This window comes from Ekhidna sp. (genome assembly GCF_040223195.1).
Classification (GTDB): Bacteria; Bacteroidota; Bacteroidia; order Cytophagales; family Cyclobacteriaceae; genus Ekhidna.
On record NZ_JAVKDX010000017.1, the window covers coordinates 212,706 to 235,145 of the forward strand.

Annotated in this window: 19 protein-coding genes and 1 pseudogene; 10 read left to right on the plus strand and 10 right to left on the minus strand. The window is 41.3% G+C overall.

The window, feature by feature from the left end; all coding sequences use genetic code 11:
• Positions 1-5 precede the first annotated feature (5 nt).
• Positions 6-3,080, plus strand: coding sequence for a WD40/YVTN/BNR-like repeat-containing protein (locus tag RLN88_RS11480; RefSeq protein WP_350221548.1), 3,075 nt, complete (start codon positions 6-8; stop codon positions 3,078-3,080).
• Between the two features lie 187 nt (positions 3,081-3,267).
• Complete coding sequence (locus RLN88_RS11485; RefSeq protein ID WP_350221549.1) at positions 3,268-3,756, plus strand: hypothetical protein; 489 nt, start codon at positions 3,268-3,270, stop codon at positions 3,754-3,756.
• On the opposite strand, the gene ligD is transcribed toward RLN88_RS11485, so the two are convergent.
• Positions 3,753-6,065: a non-homologous end-joining DNA ligase gene (gene ligD, locus RLN88_RS11490; protein WP_350221550.1), complete on the minus strand. Its 2,313-nt coding sequence runs from the start codon at positions 6,063-6,065 to the stop codon at positions 3,753-3,755. The genes RLN88_RS11485 and ligD overlap by 4 nt on opposite strands.
• Positions 6,066-6,198: 133 nt before the next feature.
• On the opposite strand from ligD, the gene RLN88_RS11495 reads away from it, so the two are divergent.
• The 5 genes and pseudogenes from RLN88_RS11495 to RLN88_RS11515 all read left to right on the plus strand — a co-directional run bounded on the left by RLN88_RS11495 (position 6,199) and on the right by RLN88_RS11515 (position 9,904).
• Positions 6,199-8,373, plus strand: coding sequence for a helix-turn-helix domain-containing protein (locus RLN88_RS11495; RefSeq protein ID WP_350221551.1), 2,175 nt, complete (start codon positions 6,199-6,201; stop codon positions 8,371-8,373).
• Between the two features lie 145 nt (positions 8,374-8,518).
• A complete protein-coding gene (locus tag RLN88_RS11500) occupies positions 8,519-8,755 on the plus strand; it encodes a hypothetical protein (RefSeq protein WP_350221552.1) in 237 nt (78 codons plus the stop codon).
• A 62-nt stretch (positions 8,756-8,817) separates the two neighbouring features.
• Positions 8,818-9,078, plus strand: a pseudogene (locus RLN88_RS11505) (transposase); the annotation flags it as partial.
• Between the two features lie 101 nt (positions 9,079-9,179).
• The gene (locus RLN88_RS11510) at positions 9,180-9,350 is read left to right on the plus strand and encodes a hypothetical protein (protein WP_350221721.1); all 171 of its coding nucleotides are present in this window, start codon (positions 9,180-9,182) and stop codon (positions 9,348-9,350) included.
• Positions 9,341-9,904 carry an integrase core domain-containing protein gene (locus RLN88_RS11515; RefSeq protein WP_350221717.1) on the plus strand — a complete coding sequence of 188 codons (564 nt, stop codon included), beginning with the start codon at positions 9,341-9,343 and terminating at the stop codon, positions 9,902-9,904. Before RLN88_RS11510 ends, RLN88_RS11515 begins: the two co-directional genes overlap by 10 nt.
• Positions 9,905-9,992: 88 nt before the next feature.
• Here the strand turns inward: RLN88_RS11515 and RLN88_RS11520 are convergent, their stop codons facing one another.
• The 5 genes from RLN88_RS11520 to RLN88_RS11540 all read right to left on the minus strand — a co-directional run bounded on the left by RLN88_RS11520 (position 9,993) and on the right by RLN88_RS11540 (position 17,654).
• Positions 9,993-11,972, minus strand: a complete 1,980-nt coding sequence (locus RLN88_RS11520) for a hypothetical protein (RefSeq protein WP_350221554.1) — start codon at positions 11,970-11,972, stop codon at positions 9,993-9,995.
• An 88-nt stretch (positions 11,973-12,060) separates the two neighbouring features.
• Positions 12,061-14,697 (minus strand): TonB-dependent receptor, encoded by a 2,637-nt coding sequence (locus RLN88_RS11525; RefSeq protein ID WP_350221555.1) that lies wholly within the window; start codon positions 14,695-14,697, stop codon positions 12,061-12,063.
• Positions 14,698-14,765: 68 nt separating this feature from the next.
• Positions 14,766-15,752, minus strand: a complete 987-nt coding sequence (locus tag RLN88_RS11530) for a DUF4249 family protein (protein WP_350221556.1) — start codon at positions 15,750-15,752, stop codon at positions 14,766-14,768.
• 128 nt (positions 15,753-15,880) lie between these two features.
• Positions 15,881-16,729, minus strand: coding sequence for a universal stress protein (locus RLN88_RS11535; protein WP_350221557.1), 849 nt, complete (start codon positions 16,727-16,729; stop codon positions 15,881-15,883).
• A 13-nt stretch (positions 16,730-16,742) separates the two neighbouring features.
• Positions 16,743-17,654, minus strand: coding sequence for a universal stress protein (locus RLN88_RS11540; RefSeq protein WP_350221558.1), 912 nt, complete (start codon positions 17,652-17,654; stop codon positions 16,743-16,745).
• A 185-nt stretch (positions 17,655-17,839) separates the two neighbouring features.
• Here RLN88_RS11540 and RLN88_RS11545 point away from each other — a divergent pair, with 185 nt between their 5' ends.
• The 3 genes from RLN88_RS11545 to RLN88_RS11555 are packed head-to-tail and all read left to right on the plus strand — an operon-like array spanning position 17,840 to position 19,250.
• The gene (locus RLN88_RS11545; protein ID WP_350221559.1) at positions 17,840-18,412 is read left to right on the plus strand and encodes a hypothetical protein; all 573 of its coding nucleotides are present in this window, start codon (positions 17,840-17,842) and stop codon (positions 18,410-18,412) included.
• 32 nt (positions 18,413-18,444) lie between these two features.
• Entirely contained in the window at positions 18,445-18,624 is a 180-nt protein-coding gene (locus RLN88_RS11550; RefSeq protein WP_350221560.1) for a hypothetical protein, read from the plus strand.
• Positions 18,625-18,629: 5 nt separating this feature from the next.
• A complete protein-coding gene (locus RLN88_RS11555) occupies positions 18,630-19,250 on the plus strand; it encodes a hypothetical protein (RefSeq protein ID WP_350221561.1) in 621 nt (206 codons plus the stop codon).
• Positions 19,251-19,287: 37 nt separating this feature from the next.
• On the opposite strand, the gene RLN88_RS11560 is transcribed toward RLN88_RS11555, so the two are convergent.
• The 4 genes from RLN88_RS11560 to RLN88_RS11575 all read right to left on the minus strand — a co-directional run bounded on the left by RLN88_RS11560 (position 19,288) and on the right by RLN88_RS11575 (position 22,431).
• On the minus strand, positions 19,288-19,626 hold the full coding sequence (locus RLN88_RS11560; protein ID WP_350221562.1) for a cupin domain-containing protein: 339 nt from the start codon (positions 19,624-19,626) through the stop codon (positions 19,288-19,290).
• Positions 19,627-19,721: 95 nt separating this feature from the next.
• Positions 19,722-20,504, minus strand: coding sequence for an ABC transporter permease (locus tag RLN88_RS11565; protein ID WP_350221563.1), 783 nt, complete (start codon positions 20,502-20,504; stop codon positions 19,722-19,724).
• Complete coding sequence (locus RLN88_RS11570; protein ID WP_350221564.1) at positions 20,501-21,199, minus strand: ABC transporter ATP-binding protein; 699 nt, start codon at positions 21,197-21,199, stop codon at positions 20,501-20,503. Before RLN88_RS11570 ends, RLN88_RS11565 begins: the two co-directional genes overlap by 4 nt.
• Positions 21,196-22,431, minus strand: coding sequence for a nitrous oxide reductase family maturation protein NosD (locus RLN88_RS11575; protein WP_350221565.1), 1,236 nt, complete (start codon positions 22,429-22,431; stop codon positions 21,196-21,198). The genes RLN88_RS11570 and RLN88_RS11575 overlap by 4 nt, the downstream gene beginning before the upstream one ends.
• Positions 22,432-22,440 lie beyond the last annotated feature (9 nt).

Consider the following 22,440-nt stretch of genomic DNA (forward strand, 5'->3'; position numbering starts at 1 on the left):
ATCAGATGAAAAGGATATTAATAGCTCTTGTGGCTCTGGGGATTTTTACGTCCCTGGAGGCTCAAGAAGAAATAGTACTCTCCGGAGATGAACTCTTTGGAGACCTGAGGGCACGTCACATAGGCCCTGCCCTAATGAGTGGTCGGGTAATCGACCTTGAGGGCCACCCTACCAATGATCGAATCGTCTATGTTGGTTCGGCAGGCGGAGGCGTATGGAAGTCTACAAATGGTGGAGCTTCCTTTCAGCCAATTTTTGATGACTATGTACAGTCCATCGGGAAAGTGAAATTAGACCCCAAAGACCCTGACAATGTGATCTGGGTAGGTACTGGTGAAATCTGGACTCGAAACAGTGTGTCAGTTGGTGACGGCCTTTATAAGTCTATAGATGGTGGTGTAAACTGGAAAAAGATGGGCTTTGACAAGTCAGAGCGTATCAGCAGCATTGAAATACACCCAGAAAATACCAACATCATGTATGTGGGCGTGCTTGGAGCACTTTGGAGCGATAGTGAAGAGCGAGGAGTGTATAAATCTGAGGATGGTGGACAAACCTGGAATAAGGTGCTATATATAGACCAGACCACAGGTTGCGGGGATGTGATCATGGATCCAAATGATCCAAATACACTCTATGCCTCTATGTGGGAATTCCGAAGGACCGGATGGTCATTCAATTCGGGGGGAACGAAAAGTGCGCTTTATAAATCTACTGACGGAGGAAAAACCTGGAACAAAATCCATAACGGATTTCCTACCGGTAAGCTGGGACGAATTGCCGTCGCTGTAGCCCCTTCAGACAGCAACATTCTTTATGCAGTTTTGGAAACACAGGATGAGAATAAAAGAGGATTATATAAAAGCTCTGATGCTGGCAAAAGCTGGACACACTTAAACAGCGATTTCGGGCTGGTAGTGAGACCGTTCTACTTTTCTAGAATTGTGATTGACCCTAAGAACCCCGATGTGGTAGTAAAAGCAGGCCTGTTTGGTTCCATCAGTAGAGATGGTGGTAAAACATTTAAAGGTCTTGGCAACATGCATGCCGATATCCATGACATTCTGTTTGACATCAAAAATTCTGACAGAATGTATGTAGGAACTGACGGTGGAGTCTACAGAACCTGGGATGGTGGCACCACCATGGAAATTGTGGCGAACCTTCCAATCTCACAATTCTACCAAATCAGCGTTGATAACAACGAACCTTACAATGTATATGGCGGCCTTCAGGACAATGGCTCGTGGTACGGCCCTTCTTCTTCGCCGGGAGGTGTAGAAGCCAGGGATTGGAACGTGGTAGGTTATGGTGATGGATTTCGCGTGCTGAAGCACCCATCCAAACCCATCCTTTATTCTGAGATGCAGGGTGCAGAAAATGTGTGGAGATATGACATGGAAACCATGTCAACCAAAACAGTGCAGCCCCTCCAGACAAAAGGTGAAGAGAAGCTACGATTCAACTGGAATGCTCCTATGGCCGTGAGCGAAGCTCAGCCAGACAGATTTTACATGGGCAGCCAATACCTGCACAGATCGGAAGATATGGGCGGAACCTGGGAGGTGATTTCCCCAGATCTAACCACGAACAATAAGGCTAAGCAAAACCAGGAAGACTCTGGTGGTATCTCAAAAGATAACTCAGGAGCAGAGAATCACTGTACCGTTTTCACTATTGCCGAGTCCCCTCTCAATGAAAATGTGATTTGGGTAGGTACGGATGACGGAAACATCCAGGTGACCAAAGACGGGGGCAAAAGCTGGACAAATACCACAGCAAACCTTCCTGCGAATGTGCCGGACAATACCTGGGTATATCACATCGAAGCGAGTGTGCATGGAGAAGGTACGGCGTATGCGGTATTGGAAGGCCACACTACTGGGGATATGAATCCATATGCTTTCAAAACCACGGATTATGGCCAAACATGGAAATCGATAACTACGGATCAGATCTACGGGTTTGCAAGAAACATTCAGGAAGATTATGTAAACGAAGACCTCCTATTCTTGGGTACGGAATTCGGACTTTACATCACCGTAGATGGCGGTAAAAACTGGAATCAGTTTACCAATAATATGCCTCCTGTGGCGGTTCACTTTGTGGATTTGCAAAAGAAGACCAATGACATTGTGATGGGTACACACGGCCGTGGGGTGATCATCATCGATGATATCAGCCCACTGAGAGGAATCACTCAGGAGGTATTGGCCAAAGATGTTCACTTTTTTGAAAGCGAGCCTGCAATCATTGAAGAGACCAGTCCATTTGGCGGCACAGCCACTGAGATGGAATTTGTTGGGTCAAATGGCTCCAATGATGTGAAGATCACTTATTACCTGAAGAAGAAACACATCTTCGGAAAAATGAACATGGAGGTTCAGGATGAATCTGGAAGAACGCTGACAGAGATCACTCCAGGGAAATCCAAGGGGATCAACGTAGTGACCTGGAATGGCTTGATTCGCCCTCCTAAACTTGCAAAAGGCAAATCCTTTGCTTTTGGGGGATTCACCTCTCCCAGGATGCCTGCCGGGACGTACAAGGTAGTGATGCAAAAAGGAAAAGATACCTATGAGACTTCTGTCACATTGGTAAATGATCCAAAATCAAACATCACTCAGGAGGAGCGTAAAGCAAATCAGGAAGCGGTAATTAAGTTGTACAATATGTCTGAGCAGCTGGCCTACATGGTTTATCAGATCGATGAAATACTGGCGAAAGCTGAAGAGGTAAAAGCTAATGGAGGATCCAAATCTGCTGATGCGGTGATCAAAGAATTGAATGATCTAAAAGAGACATTGGTGGTAACTACCGGTGATAACTATGTAGCTTCTGCGGAACCTCAGCTAAGAGGCAAGCTGGCCAATCTGTATTCAAAAATCGCTTCGGGATTCCAGGCACCTTCGGCCTCAGAACTTGACAATCTCAAGTTGCTTGAAGAGCGATATGAAAAAGCCAGAAATGACTTTAGCTACATTCAATCCAAGCGAGTACCTAAGATGGAGAAATTCATGGAAGGTAAAGGAATGACTCAAATCGAGTTCAAATCGTTTGAAGAATTCATCGACGAATAGTTCGAATTACTTATGACTTAAAAGCCTTTCCGGTAACTACCGGGAAGGCTTTTTTTATGATTTGATAATAACGGAGCTTTAATATTAATGGCACTTTACTAGCGTATAATCTTTCCATCAACAAGCTATCCGGGGCTATCTAAAGCTGTGTCCATTGCTTCACTTTGCTCCCCAACACAGCTAAGCAATGAGAAAACTACTTCTTATCGTCATGTTGATTTTTGTCTTTGGACCGCTGGATGCCCAGGCAGGTGATCCGGCAGATGGATATGCGATTGTACGATCGGACACCATCTACGGAAAAATCAAAATCAACTTCGATACTGGCTCCATCATGATTCAGCAAGATTCTGTAAACCGAATGTTTCTTTCGGGAATTGAGTTGGTGCGGATCAACAACGAGGACCGGGAGACCTACCTGCCCATTTCATCGGAAAACCGGACAGTATTCTACAAGGTGCTAGTCCACGGTGAAACCCCTCTGCTTCAGGCCAGAGAGATATTTTTCACCCACGTAAATGGAGAGGTCACCCCGATAACGGAGGAAAAAGATCTGTATAATTTTTTTGATAAGCGAGCTGTAAAGGATTACATCTTCATCCGAAACATTCAAATTTCAGAAGAGAATGGAATGAAGGATGTCTTTAGCTACTTCAATAGAAACGAGTCTTTCTAGTCTGGTTCCACAATTTTTTTAAACACCGCATCTCTCAAGGTTCCATTATCGGTGATCATGGAGTATTCCACCTCGCACACCAATTTGGGATTGAGCCAGACGGTTCGCTTCTCCTCATGCGCTTCTTCTTCAATCGGTTTTTCAGGCACAACCAGATCAATAAATTGCCCCGCCAGCGACCTCAGAAGCGCATCATCGAAACCAGTCCCTACCCTTCCTCGATAGATCAACTGGCCATCTTTTTTTTGAGCTAATTGAAGCGAACCAAAATATCGTTCCCGTTCGCCCTCACCCTGGGTAAACCCGATGATGTAGCAATCCATCGTCTCTTTCACCTTCACCTTGATCCAGGCATCACTTCGCTTCCCAGGAATATATCGTGCATCTATTCGCTTGGCCACTATTCCCTCGATTCCATGTTCTTTTGCCGCCTCAAAGAGTGCCTTACCATCTTCCTCGGACTGGCTAATTCGATAGTTGGTCTCTCCCGCCCTTACCGAGTCAATCATCCACCAGCGTCTTCTATCTTGTGGATCGTTCATGAGCGATCGACCATCCAGGTATAGGCAGTCAAAAAGGTAGCAATACGCCGGTGAACGCCTCGATTCATGATCAAAGTTCTTCTTCGACATGAGTCGCTTGATCACCTTCTTGAAATTGGCCCGGCCTTTTTCATCCAGGCATACAATCTCACTATCAAAAATGGCATTATTGATTCTGAAAGCTTGTTCAGGTACGTTGAGTTCAGGAAACTGTTCCGTGATATCATTGCCGTTTCTACTGTAGATTTTCAGCTGGCCCTCGTTCAGGTAGATCAGCGCACGTATACCGTCCCATTTAACTTCATAATAGTAATCTCCTCTGGGCACTCGTTTGGCCACATCTGCCAGCATGGGTCTCATCACCTGCTCCAATAGATTTTGCTGTGGGATATCCACCCGCTCCAGGAGCCATTCCTTGTCCTTCATCAGATGCATTCGGTACTCCGCACTAATCTGCTTTCCTGACAGACGGAAATAGAAGCCATTCTTCTTTTCCTTAGTAATCTCATATCGCCCTGTCGCATAGACCCACATCATACCACCACCATACTCTCCTTTCGGAATCTCTCCTTCAAATGTCAGATATTTGAGGGGGTGATCTTCCGTCTCAACTGCCAGACGTTTTACTCCCGGAATTGGTGGCATACCCCTGGGGATAGCCCATGACTTCAGGATACCATTCTGCTCCAGCCGTAAATCATAGTGCAAGTGTGAAGCATGGTGTCGCTGAATACAGAATCTGCTTCCCGGAGCTTCATTATCAGAAAGCAATGGCTCTGGCGTTTTGTTGAAGTCACGCTTCTTCTCATAGTCTGACAACTGCTCCGGTGTTTTGTGACGTTTATTCGGAGGTAATTCCTTTGCCACCACTGCTTTCTTATCGGTATGCAATGGCACAGCCCACCCCCTTATTTGCTCCCAGGCATCCCCTTCTGTCAATACTTTCTCTAAAGTGGTTTGCAGGTTCCAATAGCCCAGATCATTCAAAGATTCCAGCTCTTCCCACGTAATAGGTGTAGATGCAGTAGCTCCTTTGCGCCCCCGCAGACTGTACGGACATACAATCGTTTGTGAGGGTCTGTTTCGATAGATATCCACCAATACTCGCCCCTTTCGTAATTCTTTCTTGATGTGAAGTGTAGTATCTGGTTGCTTCTGAATGAAGTCCGTAGCGATCTTTTTGGCTGCCTGGAAGCATTCTTCAAAGGAATAGTTTGCCTCAATTGGAGTGACCAGATGAAGTCCTTTCCCTCCGGTCGTCTTCACAAATACATGATAGTTATGTCGCTCCAGGTGCTCCTTCAGATCAAAGGCAATGGACTTTAACTTCTCTAGTTCCATCGATCCATCTTCCGGCGGATCCAGGTCATAAACGATGTAATCCGGCTTGTCACTTTTCTCAGAAAACGAATGAATCTGATGGATTTCCAGACAGGCCAGATTGGCCAGCCAGACTAATGTGGCTTCTTCTCGCGCTACCACATATTCCTTCTTTCGCTCCTGCCCCAATCTCTTGTAGTCTATCCAGTCTGGGGTCCAGTCCGGGCGGTGCTTTTGGAAGAATTGCTCACCGTAGATTCCATCCGGATATCTGACCAGTGAAAGTGCCCTTCCCCTAATATGGTTCAGGATCGTGGGCGCCAGCTTTAGATAATACTCAATGATCTCGGCCTTCAGAATATCATCATCGGGATAAAGTACCTTATCCAGATTTGACAGCTCTATTACGCGCCTGCCCACCTCTGCATGGATCTTCTGCTTGGCCATTCAGTAATATTAGCATTTTCTTTTATTACAACTTATAATTAGAGATCGCTTCGTAAACTCGCGATGACGCAATTAAATCAGGACCGTCATAGCGATGAGGTACGAAGTAGCAATCTCTAATTATCTTCGTCAAATGAACCACAGTGATATCGCTGAGCTGGCTGCCAATTATGTAAACAATACCCATCGTCACATCTTCCTGACTGGCAAAGCCGGCACTGGGAAAACCACTTTTCTGAGAAACATTGTACGAAACACGTACAAAAACGTAGCAGTAGCCGCTCCAACAGGTATTGCCGCCATCAATGCAGAAGGTGTCACACTTCACTCGCTCCTTCAGCTTCCGTTTGGCACCTATATTCCTGAGGACATTCCGTTCTCCGAGGGAGCCATTAAGGTGACCACTCCATCCACCCTATTTAAAGATGCCCGATTCGGGGCTCAGAAACGTAAGCTGATCAATGAACTTGAACTGCTCATCATTGACGAGGTGAGTATGCTTAGGGCCGATCTACTCGACTGCATTGATGCGACCCTTCGCTACCTCCGCAAGCGACGATTTGATCCGTTTGGTGGTCTCCAGATCCTCTTTATCGGTGATCTGATGCAGCTGCCCCCGGTGGTGAAACAGGAAGAATTTCACCTGCTCCGTCGATACTATGATTCGCCTTACTTCTTTGATGCAAGAGCGCTGAAGGACAACCCTCCCATACGGGTAGAATTGGATAAGGTGTATCGACAAAGCGATCATCAGTTTGTGGCGCTGCTCAACCGGCTGAGAAACAATGAGCTGGTGTATGATGATATTGAGCTGCTGAATGAGCATTACGATCAAAATGCTGAGAAAACAGCAGTAGATGGATACATTCACCTGACTACTCACAATCGGAAAGCCAACGCCATCAACAGTTCCAAACTTGAAGCGCTGGAGTCTCCTCCGGTTTCATTCTATGCAGAGATTGGCGGTGATTTTAATGAGAATGCCTACCCCAATGATGAAATACTACAGTTGAAGGAAGGTGCACAGGTTATGTTCATCAAGAATGATCCTTCCGGCAAAGGACAGTTTTTCAATGGTAAGATCGGGACGATCTCCGATCTGGAGGATGGTATCAAGGTGAAGTTTGAAGATGGTGAAGAAGTGAGTGTGTCCCAATACGAGTGGCAAAACATAAAATACACGCTGGATAAGGCCACTAAGGAAGTGGATGAAAAAGTGATTGGAACATTTACCCAATACCCCATCAAGCTGGCCTGGGCCGTGACCATCCACAAAAGCCAGGGACTGACCTTTGAAAAGGCTGTGCTGGATGTGGAAGATACGTTTGCCGCGGGGCAGCTTTATGTGGCGCTCTCCCGACTTACTTCACTCGATGGACTGGTATTGTCCAGCAGACTACCCGAGCGATCCCCCGCCATCGATGAGAAGCTGACCGAATACATCAATGGGTTTGAAAGTACGGATTCACTCAGCAGCCAACTGGAGAATGATCAATCCAACTTCCTCGCAGAATTCATCAAACGGGCCTTCCTACTAGACCCAATGCTAAGGGAACTGGTAAATCATAAGAAGACCTTCAACAAAGACGAAAACCGCTCCCTGAAGCAGAAGCACCTGCCCTGGACAGACGACCTGATCAATGAAACCTTCCCGCTTAAGGATGTGGGAGAAACGTTCACCAGACAGGCACATAGCCTGCTGAAGGATGGGGACATAGAAAAGCTCGTAGAGCGGATGTCCAAAGCGCTGGACTACTTCACCACGCATCTGACGGCACTGATTGACCGTATTCAATCGCAGTACCGTCTGCTCAAAACCCAGACCCAAGCCAAGACCTACCGGGCTGAGCTTGTAGAAGTGAAAGACATGTACACCAGCCAGCTCAAAACGATGGTGAAGCTCAACATGCTTATCCAGTACATCCATGAAGGAAAGCCGCTCACCAAAGAGAAACTGCGTGGGAATACCAATCTGAAAGAGCTGAACACCGCTTCCGGAAAAGACAAGACACCCACCGCCGAGATCACCTACCAACTTTACAAAGAAGGCAAGTCGGTGAAAGTGATAGCCGAAGAGAGAGGCCTGGTAGAAAGTACCATCGAAAGCCATCTGGCGCAGTATGTAGAAAATGGCGAGCTCGAAGTGACTGACTTTGTGAAACCCTCCCGACTCAAAGCCATACTGAAATGCTACGATGAAGGCCATACCACAGCAGGCGAAATCAAAAGCGCCCTACCCGACAGCTACAAATGGGGTGAGATCAAGATGGGGATTGCGTATGCGAGTGGTGTGAGGAAAGAGGAATAGTGGCATGAAGATTTTTCAGTGAAAACACTAATCAGTTTGAATAAAAAACAAATGGATTATCCAATTGCAGTATTTAATAAAATTGTAGAGCGAAAATTTGCTATAATTGAACGAAATTTAACGCAGAATCCTTATTAATTTGAATATGAAAACCCGAAAAGTTGTCTACAACATCAGTTATTATCATATTCTAACTTTTTCTCAAGAGTACAGATTTGCCTTAGCACCATTCTTTAAGCTTCCTAATCTTCAATATGGATTTGAAAATCAGGATACTTTTGAAGAGGGGCTAAGACTAATTTTCAAGAATGATCATTTTGCTGCCTTTTTAGCTAAAATGGATTATCTGGCAAGCCATTTTTGGGTTCGTGTCTTCATGTAGCCTTCACGCCAGATCGGACAGTTTAAAAGTAGAGAAAACGATAACTTTAAACTGTTCAAATCATGAAAAAAAGCAAATTCAAAGAGAGCCAGATTGTGCTGATTCTCAAGGAGCACGAATCGGGTAAGAAAGCTGCTGACCTATGCCGAAAGAACGGGATCAGTGAGGCGACCTTTTACAATTGGAAGAAGAAGTATGGAGGGATGGATACCTCCCAGCTGAAAAAGCTTAAAGAGTTGGAAGAAGAAAACAGACGTTTGAAGCGGATGTATGCTGACCTGAGTCTGGATCACTTTCTGCTAAAAGAAGTACTGGAAAAAAAGTTTTAAAGCTCTCTCATCGTCGGGATCGGGTTCAGTGGTTACTCACGGAGTTTAGTGCAAGTGTTGGGAGGGCATGTCGAGTGGTGTGTCTCCACAGATCCATGTGGTATTACCAAAGCAAGCGAGATGATAGTCAGTTGATCATAGAATTGAACAAACTGGCAGACAAGCTTCCCACGTGGGGACTAAATGAGTATGTCGGTCGACTCAAACAAATGGGCTTTTCGTGGGGCGGACACGCATTCGGAGGGTGTATCTGGAAATGGGGTTAAAACTGCGTAGGAAGCGTAAACGAAGGGTTCCTGCACACGTCAAAGTTCCATTGAAAGTTCCTGTAGGAGTGAATACCACATGGATCATGGACTTCATGCATGATGTGTTGGATAACAGTCGTAAGTTTAGAGTACTTAATGTGATCGATGACTATAACAGGGAGGCCATTGCGGTAGAAGCATCTCACAGCTTCCCTGCACAACGAGTCGTAGACCTGTTAGATCGCTTGACCTTATTCAAGGGAAAGCCAAGAACCATACGGGTAGACAATGGAACGGAATTTACTTCCAGAACCTTTGTTCAATGGTGTCGGAATAAGCAAGTAGACATTCAGTACATCCAACCAGGTAAGCCTACACAGAACGCCTTCATTGAAAGGTTCAACAGAACTTATCGGGAAGATATCCTAGATGCATACGTCTTTGATCACATCAATGAAGTCAAGCAACTGTCCGAAGAATGGCGGATTGATTACAATCAGAACCATCCACATAAGGCACTTATGGGAATGAGTCCAATGCAGTATAAGAAACTGGAATTAGATACAACTTAAATGAAAATACTCTAATTTAACCCTGTCCGAAAAGCGTGCAGCTTACACCTTCTTCTGCCTTTAGAGCTTAAGTAAGGCTACCCAATCTTTAGTTCTCAATTGTAAAATTTCTCGAATAGTAATTGTAAATCCCTTCCTTAGAAAACATTTCTATTTGAAGTCTGAATTTGCCTTCTAATAATCCTGTTGTGAAATTAAGTTGATCTTTTAAAGAAGGGTAAAAAAAGGTTGATAAAAGCTTACTTTTAAATAAATGAACAGGGCTTTCCGTGTCCTCATTGCTAAATCCATATACGATAGGATAATTGTTGGTTGACTTTTTCTCATAGTTTGAATGAGTCTTTACTATCAATACTCCATCAGAAATGTACGTTCCCCAACTAAGAAGAGAAAATTTTTCATAAACCAAGCCGACCTCATCAACCATTTCAATAGGTACCTTTAAGATTTCGTCGATACTTACTATTTCATTATTTAGAATTATAACAGGATCGTTTCTAAAGATTGTTTCCTCCTCAGAATTCCTAATTCTCAATTTGTAGCTTCCTTTATCCTTGGTCAAAATCGCTTTAAAAATGGCAGTTCTAATAAATTCCTCAAGGCTTGCTATTGATTCAATATAATCGGAAACTTTGAATACTTTATCTATTTTTCTATACTCCCAGAAATATCTACTTTGATCAATCTCATTAAAGGTGGACAGGACATATTCAAATTTTTGGTTGGCAATAATGATCGAATCGGTGTACGATCTGTCGTAGTATCCTGCTACATTAAAATACTCAATGGTATCTCTACTTATTTCTATGCTATACTTGGGTGTAATATCTAAACCACCCATATTAAATATGGATGGAACCATATAATCCTTACCTAATAGCATATAAATCCCAAATAAAAAGCTCCCATCACTATCAATTGATGCTTTTTTATTTAGACTGTTATTAGGAAAATATGCCGTCAGATATCCTTCATCCAAATCCCAGCCATGCACTTTTCCTCCAAATTCAATAAATGTTTCTGGTTGAAAATTTGATATTTGTTGATTTGATCCAAGTAGTATATCAGCCCAGCTATTCCTGGCATATATAGTAAGAGCCCTTATGATTTTTGTATCAATAAGCTCATCATAAGTGAAATTCGCCAATGAATACTCACTTGGAATATTATAATAATTTCGGTAAATAAACTTGAAAAAAGCAAGTGAATCAGATGGGATCTTAGAATTTCCAAATTGGACCGTTCCAAAGTCTTCAAATTGATAATTGAAGGACATTTGGACATTCTGCCTTGGAGCTAGCTTGTTACTAGAAAAGCTTACCGACAGATCTGATTTGGAATCATTCTCAAGGAAAAACAATTCATAATCAACAACTTCATATCTTTCATTGATTAGAATCAATTTTTGAAATTCGCTGATTAGTTGATCCTTATCTATTGACAAGTCATAAGGCCGATTCTTAAACCTGATCTTCTTTACGAACTGAATAGACTGAAACCCTTCACTTATCAAATAATAATCAATGTCTTGTTGTTGATCACTTAGGTCAACTCTAATTAAGAATTTCCCTTTATATTCATTGAATTGGATTATATCACCAGTATTGCTAGCAGCCCGCTCTTCAAGTGATGACTTATCCAAATTCGTACCTATGCTCTTTGCTATTAGACCTGGAGGTTCATTCAGATTCTGAACATAAACAAGCGCTCTTCCGCATACTAGGTCAACATCAAAGTTCTTCATATACTTTGTATATGCAATTACTTGATAATTCCCTGAATTTATTTCATCTGGTATTTTAAGCGACCCCTTTATTCTGCCATTTGAATTACTAAATGCACTTTTACACATAATAGCCCCGTCTTCTGCCAATAGAGCCACATAGACAATTTTGCTACTATTGGATAAGGAATAAAACTGATCAAAGATTGTCAGGTTAAATGGAATGAAAGAACTAGAGTAAAATAATCGATCATCTACATGCAAAAAGGCTAATTCCTTTGGATTCCTATTATGAAACGATTCATATAGTTCATAAACAGTTTCTTCCATACTATCCCTTTTCATGCTTTGAGTATTCGCTGAGTATGAAAGTGTCAAGATGAACGATAGATATGCTAAGAACTTTTGCATCATTTCGTAAACAGTTTCACAATTAGATTTTGAATTGATATGTTAACGTTGGTATAATTTGGTCTATAGTTACAAATTGGAACAACTGAGGAGTATTGTTCTCCATTGAAAAGAACATAGATGTAACGTTGCTTCTGGAATAGACATTATATACCGAGAAAACCCATTTATCTCTAAGTTTCTTAGTCTTTCGGATTCGGTATTCATATGTTATAGAAAAATCTAACCTATGATAATCTGGGATTCGATTTTGGTTCCTTCCTCGATAATATGGAATTGAAACACCATCTATTTCATAGATATTTATCGGTATGTTGGTTGGTGGGCCAGTGTGGAAATTAAAATTGGTAGATATCGTCCAATTCTTATTCATTTTATAGGTTAAGTATAATTTAACGTTATGAGGCCGGTCTGTATAATCTGGATATGATTCCCCATTATTGATTGTTTCAAATTGTGGACTTGGTTTTACTCTTGTAAAGGCTCTCGATAAAGTATAAGAGATTTCTCCAGTCAGCTTACCCTGATTTTTTGATAGCCCCATTTCCAATCCATAGGTATTTCCTTCGGCTGAAACTATCTCTTGTTCCAGATCATTATTTAGAATAAGGTCTGCCCCATTTCTATATTCTACAAGATTATCGACATCCTTAAAATATATTTCCGAAGAAAAGGAATAGTCACCTTTCATTTTCCTTAGGTAGCCAACTGTCCACTGATCTATAGTAGTGGGTTCAATATATGAATCACTGCCCTTCCATACAGAAATGGGATTTACTAGGGCAGTATTTGAAATTAAGTGGAGAAACTGATTTGTACGTGAGTACCCAAGCTTAAAAGAATGGGTATTGAGATTATAGCTGAGCCCCATCCTTGGCTCCAGTGTCCTGTAATTGGACATAGATTTTCCCTTTTCAAATTGCTCTACATCTATAATGCTATCCGTATTTCTTGGCTGATTGTTATCATAAATATTGACCTCTCCAGGGCCTAAATTATCAAAGTTAGATAATCTAATTCCGGCAGAAAGTGTGAGCTTCTCTGTAATATTTGTCAGATAGTCTACGTAGAAATCAATATTCCGAATCCGTTCGATATCTTCATCCTCCTGGACTTCAAAATCGTCAACTTCATAAGCTACAGAATTTGGTGTAATGTTGTGAAAAGTCAAATCAACACCAAGAACGGTCTCTCCTTTAAGTATATTTGCATTTACAGAATTCTTTACTGAAAAGTAGTCAATGCCATTTGTCAGTCTGGTTCCATTGAATCTCTCATACTGATTCACCCTATTGTCAAAATTGCTATATGACAATTCCGAATTCACAATGTAGTCATCATTAATTATGTGCTTCCATCCTAACATTGCGTTACTTGCATCCCATATGTAATCGACTTCATCCGCGTAATTGAATCTATCATGTCCATGGTAATATGAGAACTCAAACTTATTCCTTGCATTAAGATCATATTGGGAGCTAAAATTCATGTCCCAAAAATTGGCCGATGACTTAAGGAATGCTTCTTCTGATACAATATCAAATATCCAATCTGAGTACGTGGTTCGCCCTCCCAGATGTATATCCAGCTTATTGTCAAGCAGCTTTTTCCTTAATCCCAGATTGGTCTTTATCAACCCTATTCCTCCATTTACCTCAAAGTCTTTATCTGCTGACCTATTCATCCTAACGTCAAATACTGACGAGGATCGAATACCATACCTTGAAGGTATGTTGCCCTTGTATAGGTTAATCTGTGAGGCAAAATCACTGTTGTACACAGAGAAAAAGCCAAGCATATGTCCGGGAGCAAAAATTGGAACTCCGTTCATCATCATAAGAGTCTGGTCATTGCGCCCTCCTCTAATATTAAGATATGAAGAACTCTCACCGTAAGTATTGACTCCAGGCATATTTACAACAAGTTTCAATGCGTCATTTTCACCCAAAAAAGAAGGAAGCTTTTCAATTTCTGAAATCTCAATAATAGATTTTCCTAAAAGTGGATCCCTTAGTTTCATTGAGATATTCTCCCCACTTACGACAACTTCATCCAGGAGCTGAGTAGACTCATATAAAACTGTATTTAGTGTATCTGAACTATAAAATGAAATATTTATCTTATCGGACTCTAAACCTACATAGTGTGTATTTAGGGTGTAGTTTCCCGGGGCAAGCGTGACATTATAAAATCCACTTTTATCAGATATTGTACTCTTTCCCCCAATTTCAATAATTGCACCCTGTAAAACTTCATCATCTTTGTTAGAAACACGCCCGGTTAGAATATATTCACCATTTTCATGAAACTCAGAAGGACTGCCTATTCTTTTATATTTCGTATCATCCAAAGTAGAATTACCAACCTTATTCATCCTCTCCCACTCAATCTTATTAGGGTATATGAATATGTTTCCCTGCTTCACAAATACCTCCAATCCGGAATTAGCTATTGAATTTGAAATATTACTTAAATAGTCCTTATTTCTGTCCGGGTTAACGACTAAGGTGTCTATCCAATCTTTCTTATAAAAAAATTCATGCCCGATTGAGTCGTGAATTTCATTTAGGTATTCTTCTAACTTTCTTTCTTGGGCAAAAAGAGCAATGATTACTCCGGTACCAATGCTGACAATGAATATTATTAGTCTTCTATTCATGAATTGGAATTCTAAACACTTTCATTATCGCTTTTTCTAATTGGAGACCTATTCATATTGATCCAATACTACAATACTAGAGGCTTGGAATACCTGTTGATTCCTACAACTCCAAAGTATCCTACAACTTCATAATCACATGTTTCACAGCTGACATTTCCTTTCAAAGAGAAAGGGTAAGTATTAAATATTAGACCATCATTTGATCGTAAATCAGATGCCTGTTCCCAAAAAAGAAATAGATTCTGAGGCATTCGCTCTTGGGTAATTGTAAATGATACCTCATAAGCATTAAACTTCATGCAACACATAGGTACATCTTCACATGAAGGTGTTGGACCATCTGGGTTATTAAAGATATTCAAACACTCAGCAGTCTTGTTGAAAAACTGCCAGTCTCTATCTTCCAACGAAAAAGTATTTAACTCTGAATCGTTGAATTTTTCACAATTATTTCCGCAACCAAAAAGAGAATAATTTTGAAGATTTACGAATTCTTGAAGCCCAGTGAAGAAATCCAGATAGCTATATTTAAAAGTATACCGTGAATAGTAATTTGACTCTTTATCCAATTCGAATTTAGAAATTATATCATAGAATCGTTGATTGATGAGTATGCCATCTGCCACCTCAACTGGCTTAAGAACAACTTCAGACTTAAACTCAAATTCAACTGGTGGATATAAAGTCTCAGCCGAGGATTCAATTAGGTTACCTAAACTGTCTCTGATGATCAATTTATAATTCTGATAGAACTCACCTACAAATTCTGTGTCCTCCAATTCATAAACTCCTGGTGATATTTCGTAGAAAAAAGTCGTATTATTTTCACTATCAACAATCTGGATATTACATCCTTTTAGGCTTTTATTTGGAGACTCTCCTTCTGCTTTTGAGTAGATTCTAACTTTAGTTCCACCTATTTTATTTGAGAGCTTGGCATCTACAACTATCAATTCTTCCCTACTAGATTTTAAGTCTACGGGTTTTGCACACCCGAACAATACAAATATTATTGATATTAATCCTAGGAAAAGCGATGTGTCTCTTTCCATTCTTATCAAAACCTATTATTTCCAAAATCAGCAAGAGCACTAAACCCTCATCCGATTTAAAACAATACGATTATGGAAAACCCCCATCTAATCAGGCCAAATATGTTGATCCGATTTTGAGAATATACTTAACTAATATCCCAAATCTTGAATACGACGATTGGAATTTTGGATTCATTCACCACGTCTTCTGCAATGGAGCCACCAAAAAAGTGAGCCAGTCCTTTCTTACCATGGGTTCCGAGCACGATCATTCCGGCCTTTACATCCTCTGCAAATTTCACAGCGCCCTGATCTGCAAAGTCAGCATCAACCGTACTTAATGTAAAATCTTCCAGGTGGTTTCTCTCAGCAAAATGCTCCAGATGTTTCTTAGCCTGCGTTTCATCCAACCAGTTGTACGGTGTTTTCACCTTCACCACGTGCATATTCAGCCCCAGCATTTTCTGAAGGTCTTTGGCATGGTCTGCGATGAGGTCCTGTTCCTGGCTCAGATCGGAGGCAAACGCCATGCTCTTCATATCTTTTAAATGGGTCTCTCCTTTCACGATGATCACCGGGCATTCTGCAAAGCGAATCATGCGCTCCGCATTTGATCCCATGAACACCTCTCTGAGGCCCGAAGCACCTTTTGAGCCCATCACAATCCAGCTGGCTTTCTCTTCAGCAATCAGTTTGCTGATGTTGGAATAGGCATTTCCATATTTCATGTGGACGGATACATCCTGCCCTGCCTCCACTACGCGTTTAGACCATTCGTCGAGCTTGTTGTGTGTGGCTTTGATAAACTCTCCTGTGTAAAAGGCTTCTGTTCCGGAGTGGTCTATTTCTCCGGTAAAATTCAGATGACCAACGGGCATTTCAATGACATGAACCAACACGATTTCACCCCCCACTTTTTCATTGAATTCAACAGCGAAATTGAGTGCGTGAGACGCTTCATCTGAAAAGTCTACCGGTACAATTATTTTTTTCATGGACTTGATTTCGTTAGGATGTTAAAACTTGGATTTTCTTGTACTCTGGTTTTCCGTGAGCATTTTTTACACTGTCTAATGTAATCGCTTTTTCCTTCTTATTCAGCTTAAACGTCCACACCGGTATCTTAATATGATTAATGGTGTCTTCTGCTAAACTGCCGGATAGCCAATGTGAAATGCCTCGTCTGGCGTGAGTAGCCATTGCGACCATATCTGCTTCAGTGTCGTAGGCATGCATCAAGATTCCATCGGAAGGGAAGACATTGTTTACAATGGTAAATTCATAATTATCGATTCCATGTTCCTTTAAGATTTTGGAAAGTTCCTTAGATACGCTCTGCTCATTTTCTACATTGTGCGGGGTTTTCACCCACAGGAATTCAATCTTTGCAGCGAACTTATCCTGCAAAGCGGCTACCTTATCCAGAAAGGATGCTTTGATTTCCCGAATATCCAATGGGATCAAAATGCGCTTGATTTTTTTTACCGAAGTGGGAGAAGGAACCGATATAACAGGACAATCTGTATTTCGAACAATCTTCTCTGTGTTGGAACCTATGAAGACCTCTTCAAGCCCGGAAGAGCCGTGCGTCCCTACCACCACCAAATTATAACCCTCCTCTGCCACCATGGTTTTAATGGAGCCAATGAGCGAGTCTTCATTTACAATGGTGTTGATCTTGCATTTCGAATCAAGGCCCTTTACAAACTCGTCCATCTTCTTCACCATGGCATCCTTCACATCCTGCATGAGTGTCTTAGCACCGGAAAATGAAGCAAATTCATAATCGGTGAAGTAATAGAATTGCACACTATTCAGAAGGGTGATTTCTGCATCAAAGCTCTCTGCTATTTGGATAGCGAACCTGGTGGCATGACCGCTCACCTCTGAAAAATCGACCGGGACTAATATTTTTTTCATTTCCGTGCTATTGTTGAATTATACTACCAAAAGTATGAGATAAGAGTACCTATTCACATGACAAACAAAAGATAGGCAATTGACTTTAATCAACCTATTAAAAAACTTCATTTAAGTATTTTCCACATTAAAAAATCACGATTAAACACCAATCACCCAAATAAACGTCAATCGTTGAATGGTGTATGAAGATTGTGTCATCCGTCATTCTCCTTGTATCTTCATTTGGTCTCTATGCCAATGTCAAATACAACTCTTATGAGCCTTACAAGGTCGAAAAAAGAATCCTGGTACTCTCTATACACCTGGACGCAGAAATGATGGCACTCGCAAAGTATAAGAACCTTAAATCCTTTTGTAGTAATGCCAGCTATAGACATGCGATTTTTGAATTACTGGATCAAATTCATGAGTATCATGATATGCTGGAGAAAGATCTGAAGTCGACCACTTTCAACCATTCCAGAAGGACAATTGAGAGAATATTAAAACACATGGACCACTTGGATCGAAAATTTAATCCAGATGATTTTACAAGCTTTTTTAGAGAACAATGCTCCTTCCAATCCAAAATAGAAAAATATTCAGATCATTATAAAGCTGGGTTTGGAACACACTCATATGGTGGAAGGGTCTATGCGCAAGAGGTAGTGATGTATCGTTACTTAAAGCGTCTGACTAAGCGCGTAAATCGCATTAAAAGGCATGTTGAACATTTCTACATGAGACGAAAAGTTTGGGAGCATGGATCACATTGATTTCTAAGGCATTTCTATTAAAAGAATTATTTATGAAAGAGAACAAAAAAACCATTACAATGCTGCAATACTGTAAATTATTGCTTCATAAAGTTAGCTTCAGTGATGAGCTAGTGAAGAAAGAATATAAGAAGGGAATTAGATTCTTGAACCATAAAGATCAGAAAGAGCTTAAAAAATGGCTACATTTTAAGGGTATAATGGTTGAATAAAGGATATGGGCTGGAAGTTAAGTTTATCTCAAAGAATTAGGGCTGGTGTATCTCTTGTAGTGGTCTTTCTACTCGTATTGGCCACCAATTTGATAGACAAAAATCATTTCCGTGTTGTCCAGGAAAACCTCAAAACTGTCTATGAGGACAGGCTTTTAGCCAAAGACTATCTTTACAAATTATCCAGACAGATTCAACTCAAAAAGGAAATGATTCAAAATCCCGGTGTGGAGAATCTGATAGAAATAAATCGCTCCCTGGATGATTCTATCCAAACGCTGCTAAACAAGTTTGCAACCACCAAGCTTACTGAGAAAGAATCAAAATACTTTGCATCCCTCCAAGAGAACATTCTCTTACTATCCAGGTACGAAAACAATAACATCTTCAATGAATCCCTAGCTCCTGAAGCTCCATTTTCACCAGGTGAAGAAAAATATTTTCAATCCATTTATGAAGATATGGATGCCTTGTTTAAAATACAGTTAATGGAAAGTAACCGAGTAATAAACAACTCCAATCGAGCGATAGACAAAAGCAATCTAATTTCAAGAATAGAAATAATTGTTTTAATCACACTTGGAATTCTGATCCAGCTAGTGGTGTTTTTAAAGCCACTGAAATAAAGAAGAACTTATCATATCAGCGTTTGATAAATTCAACTCAATCTTCTGCTTTGTTTTTAATCATAATCAAAAACATTTTGAACTGTTTCGTCGCTTCCAATGCATGAGGAATATTTGCAGGCATGATAATCATTTGACCTTCTTCAAGGTGATGCTCATTACCACCAATAGTGATTTTACAATATCCTTCGATGATCATGGCAATCGCATCGAAAGGTGCAGTATGCTCACTTAGTCCCTGCCCCTTGTCAAAGGCAAACAGCGTGATATTTCCACTTTTACTTTTTGAGATGGTTTTACTTACGACAGCCCCCTCCGCATAAGAGACTGTTTCTTTCAGAGTAAAAACACGCGCCGGTTCTATTAATTCTTTCATGTGTATATAGTTGTTTTTAAAGGCCACATGGAATGTCCTAATCCAATTTCAACCAAAAGCCCGATTTTGAATTACTAAATATCCTAAATTCCATTTCAGAAGTCCTTCCTGGTTGCTTTTCTAACCAGCAATCCCGCAGGAATCACTATCCACAAGAGCAGCACTCCAAGGGAAATGAACAACCCGGAATTAGTGCCGAAGAATTTCTGAAATAATGCCCCTGTGTATCCCAACAAAGCGGAAATATCCAATTTCAAGAGTATCAATATTCTTGAAAGATCGATGGGATTGAGAAAGCTGGCAATCAGGGCGAAGCTATCCAACGGATAGTCTTTGAAGATCATCATAGACATTAAAACAAGTCCGTCGTAGATCACTGCAAAAAACAACCACATCAGTATGGCATAGCCAAAGCCTTTGATCTTGTTGGTATTGAAGAGGGCTATGCAAATGGAGATGGCTACAAAGATGAAGGTGAGAAAGGTGCCATTGATGAGCAAAAGTGCAAAGTCCAGTATTTCTCCCGATCTAAACAATCCATAGGCCAGAAAAGGTACGCCCAGCCCTATCACCAAACTAAGGGACAGAGATATGGCAATCCCAAGGTACTGTCCCATGAAAATGGTTGAACGCTTTACCGGCTGAGCCAGTAGAAGCTCGGTAAATTCCCTAGAGTTGTAATAGTACATGATGCCGAAGATGGTGCCTATCATAGGCGTGAGTACCACGATCACATTCATCAGGGTGATGATGCCTTTGGAGAGGTCATTGTTTAAAAACAGCAATACAAAGCCAAGCAGCAGGTAAAACCCCAGATAGATGAAGCTCCATCTGCTACGCATCAAATCAGAAAAACTGTATTTCAGGATTTTGATCATGGTTCTATAATTGCTGCTATCGCGTGTTCTAAATCTTCCGTTTTGGTGGCTGTCTTCAGCTCTGTGATTGTCCCTTTGAAATAGATTCTTCCTTCGAGTAGAAACACTATTTCACTCGCCAGCTCCTCGACGAGCGTCATGATGTGGGAGGTAATCAGAATGATTTTGCCCCTTGACTTTTCCTTATTGATCAGGTCTTTTAGTTTGATCAGAGAGACAGGATCCAAACCCGCAGTGGGTTCATCAAGTACGATCACCGGGGTATCAAACATAAAAGTCAATACGATATTGACCTTTTGCCTGGTGCCGCCCGATAGATTCCCCAGTTTCTTGTCCAAATATTTCTCAAGACCAAACAGTGCAACCAGCGACTCTGAATCTGACGCTTCGTTTCTGATATCCTTGATCATGGCAATGATCTCACTCACTTTTAGGTTATCCGGGAAGCGAGCAATCTGGGGTAAATACCCAATGTTCTTTCTGTAGTCGTGAGTGTGAGAAATATCTTCATTCTGAAACAAGATCTCTCCACCATCCGGGATCACCATACCAAGTAAGATTTTAAGGAGAGTGGTTTTACCTGAACCATTGGGGCCGAGTATGGCAAATATGCCCCCCTGATCTATATCGAAACTAATGCTGTCAAGCACTTGTAGTTTCCCGAATGATTTGGAAAGTTCTTTTACCTGAATCATTTGAAAGGGTTCATGGAAGGTGAATGATCTACCAGCGCATCTGGAGTAAAAACAGGAGACACTTTTTCGGAGAAATTAATGATGTCCACAAACAGGCTTCTCATCAGCACGATGGTCTCGGGTGTCTTGTTAGCGATATAGGAAAACAGTTTCACTGGTCTGTAGGGCACATCCCCCACCCCGTCTTTGTCCAAATCATAGCCGGAGTAGTCGCTCCAATAGTTGCCAGAAAAGACATTGTCGTTGAGCATGGAATTGTACGAAATGCCAAAAGAGTTGCTAATAAAGTCATTAGCTACAAAACTATTGGCATAGCAACCACCCGAAACTTTGACAGCCCAGCCATTTTGCCTGAATACATTATTGGAATAGGTTACCCGTGAGGATCCATCCACATACACTGCAATGGTATTTCGATCAAAAAGGTTATTCTCCACCTCCCCATCGTAGATTTCTTTGAGCAACAAACCATAAGAAGCCGTTCCCCAGTTCTGAATGAACCTATTATCCTTCATCTTGATCCATTTGGAAAACATAACTGCTACACCCGCACCATTTTTTTCGAACGTATTGCTCCTGTATTCATCATGATTGGAAAACATAAAATGCAATCCATACCGTACATTGTGGTGACTGTGGTTGTCCTGGACAAAGCTTGCGTCCACAAACTCCAGATAGATCCCGTCTCTCATGCCAGATACTTCGTTCTGAGCGATTTTTACGCTATCGCAATCCCACAAATGAATTCCATTCCCGGACTGATCTTCTCTGGTGGCAGTTCCCAAGACCTTATTTTGGTTGATCTGCCCGTTCTTTGACTTTTCAGCCAAGATTCCAAAAAATGACTTTGTGATTACATTATTTGAGAGGATAAAACCGGATGTTTTATAAATATATATTGCAGCATAGTCCTTAGTGTAGCTCCTTCCGGAATTGACCAATTCAAACCCTGAGACGGAAACATCATCTGCTAGTATTTTAAGAATGTAATCCTTCCCTCCCCCATCCAAAATTGCTCCTTCCTTACCAATCAATACAAGAGATTTTGTGATTTCTATCCCCTGACTTTCATAAATCCCCGCATCAAAAATGAGTGTATCTCCCGGTGAAGCTTTATCAATGGCCGACTTGATCGTGGACAACTCGCATTGATTGCACACGGTGTAGGTACTACACAGGCCACAATGACCAACGAAAAAACAAAATAGCAATACGATGATTCGAACTGACATCTATGAAGC

Bases quoted from the DNA above. Each gene is read 5' to 3' on its own strand.
- RLN88_RS11575 (WP_350221565.1), bottom strand. From the start codon at position 22,431: ATGTCAGTTCGAATCATCGTATTGCTATTTTGTTTTTTCGTTGGTCAT.
- ligD (WP_350221550.1), bottom strand. From the start codon at position 6,065: ATGGCCAAGCAGAAGATCCATGCAGAGGTGGGCAGGCGCGTAATAGAG.
- RLN88_RS11510 (WP_350221721.1), top strand. From the start codon at position 9,180: ATGTGGTATTACCAAAGCAAGCGAGATGATAGTCAGTTGATCATAGAA.
- RLN88_RS11520 (WP_350221554.1), bottom strand. From the start codon at position 11,972: ATGAAAAGGGATAGTATGGAAGAAACTGTTTATGAACTATATGAATCG.
- RLN88_RS11495 (WP_350221551.1), top strand. From the start codon at position 6,199: ATGAACCACAGTGATATCGCTGAGCTGGCTGCCAATTATGTAAACAAT.
- RLN88_RS11530 (WP_350221556.1), bottom strand. From the start codon at position 15,752: ATGGAAAGAGACACATCGCTTTTCCTAGGATTAATATCAATAATATTT.
- RLN88_RS11560 (WP_350221562.1), bottom strand. From the start codon at position 19,626: ATGAAAGAATTAATAGAACCGGCGCGTGTTTTTACTCTGAAAGAAACA.
- RLN88_RS11515 (WP_350221717.1), top strand. From the start codon at position 9,341: ATGGGGTTAAAACTGCGTAGGAAGCGTAAACGAAGGGTTCCTGCACAC.
- RLN88_RS11480 (WP_350221548.1), top strand. From the start codon at position 6: ATGAAAAGGATATTAATAGCTCTTGTGGCTCTGGGGATTTTTACGTCC.
- RLN88_RS11525 (WP_350221555.1), bottom strand. From the start codon at position 14,697: ATGAATAGAAGACTAATAATATTCATTGTCAGCATTGGTACCGGAGTA.
- RLN88_RS11500 (WP_350221552.1), top strand. From the start codon at position 8,519: ATGAAAACCCGAAAAGTTGTCTACAACATCAGTTATTATCATATTCTA.
- RLN88_RS11540 (WP_350221558.1), bottom strand. From the start codon at position 17,654: ATGAAAAAAATATTAGTCCCGGTCGATTTTTCAGAGGTGAGCGGTCAT.
- RLN88_RS11555 (WP_350221561.1), top strand. From the start codon at position 18,630: ATGGGCTGGAAGTTAAGTTTATCTCAAAGAATTAGGGCTGGTGTATCT.
- RLN88_RS11545 (WP_350221559.1), top strand. From the start codon at position 17,840: ATGAAGATTGTGTCATCCGTCATTCTCCTTGTATCTTCATTTGGTCTC.
- RLN88_RS11535 (WP_350221557.1), bottom strand. From the start codon at position 16,729: ATGAAAAAAATAATTGTACCGGTAGACTTTTCAGATGAAGCGTCTCAC.
- RLN88_RS11485 (WP_350221549.1), top strand. From the start codon at position 3,268: ATGAGAAAACTACTTCTTATCGTCATGTTGATTTTTGTCTTTGGACCG.
- RLN88_RS11565 (WP_350221563.1), bottom strand. From the start codon at position 20,504: ATGATCAAAATCCTGAAATACAGTTTTTCTGATTTGATGCGTAGCAGA.
- RLN88_RS11550 (WP_350221560.1), top strand. From the start codon at position 18,445: ATGAAAGAGAACAAAAAAACCATTACAATGCTGCAATACTGTAAATTA.
- RLN88_RS11570 (WP_350221564.1), bottom strand. From the start codon at position 21,199: ATGATTCAGGTAAAAGAACTTTCCAAATCATTCGGGAAACTACAAGTG.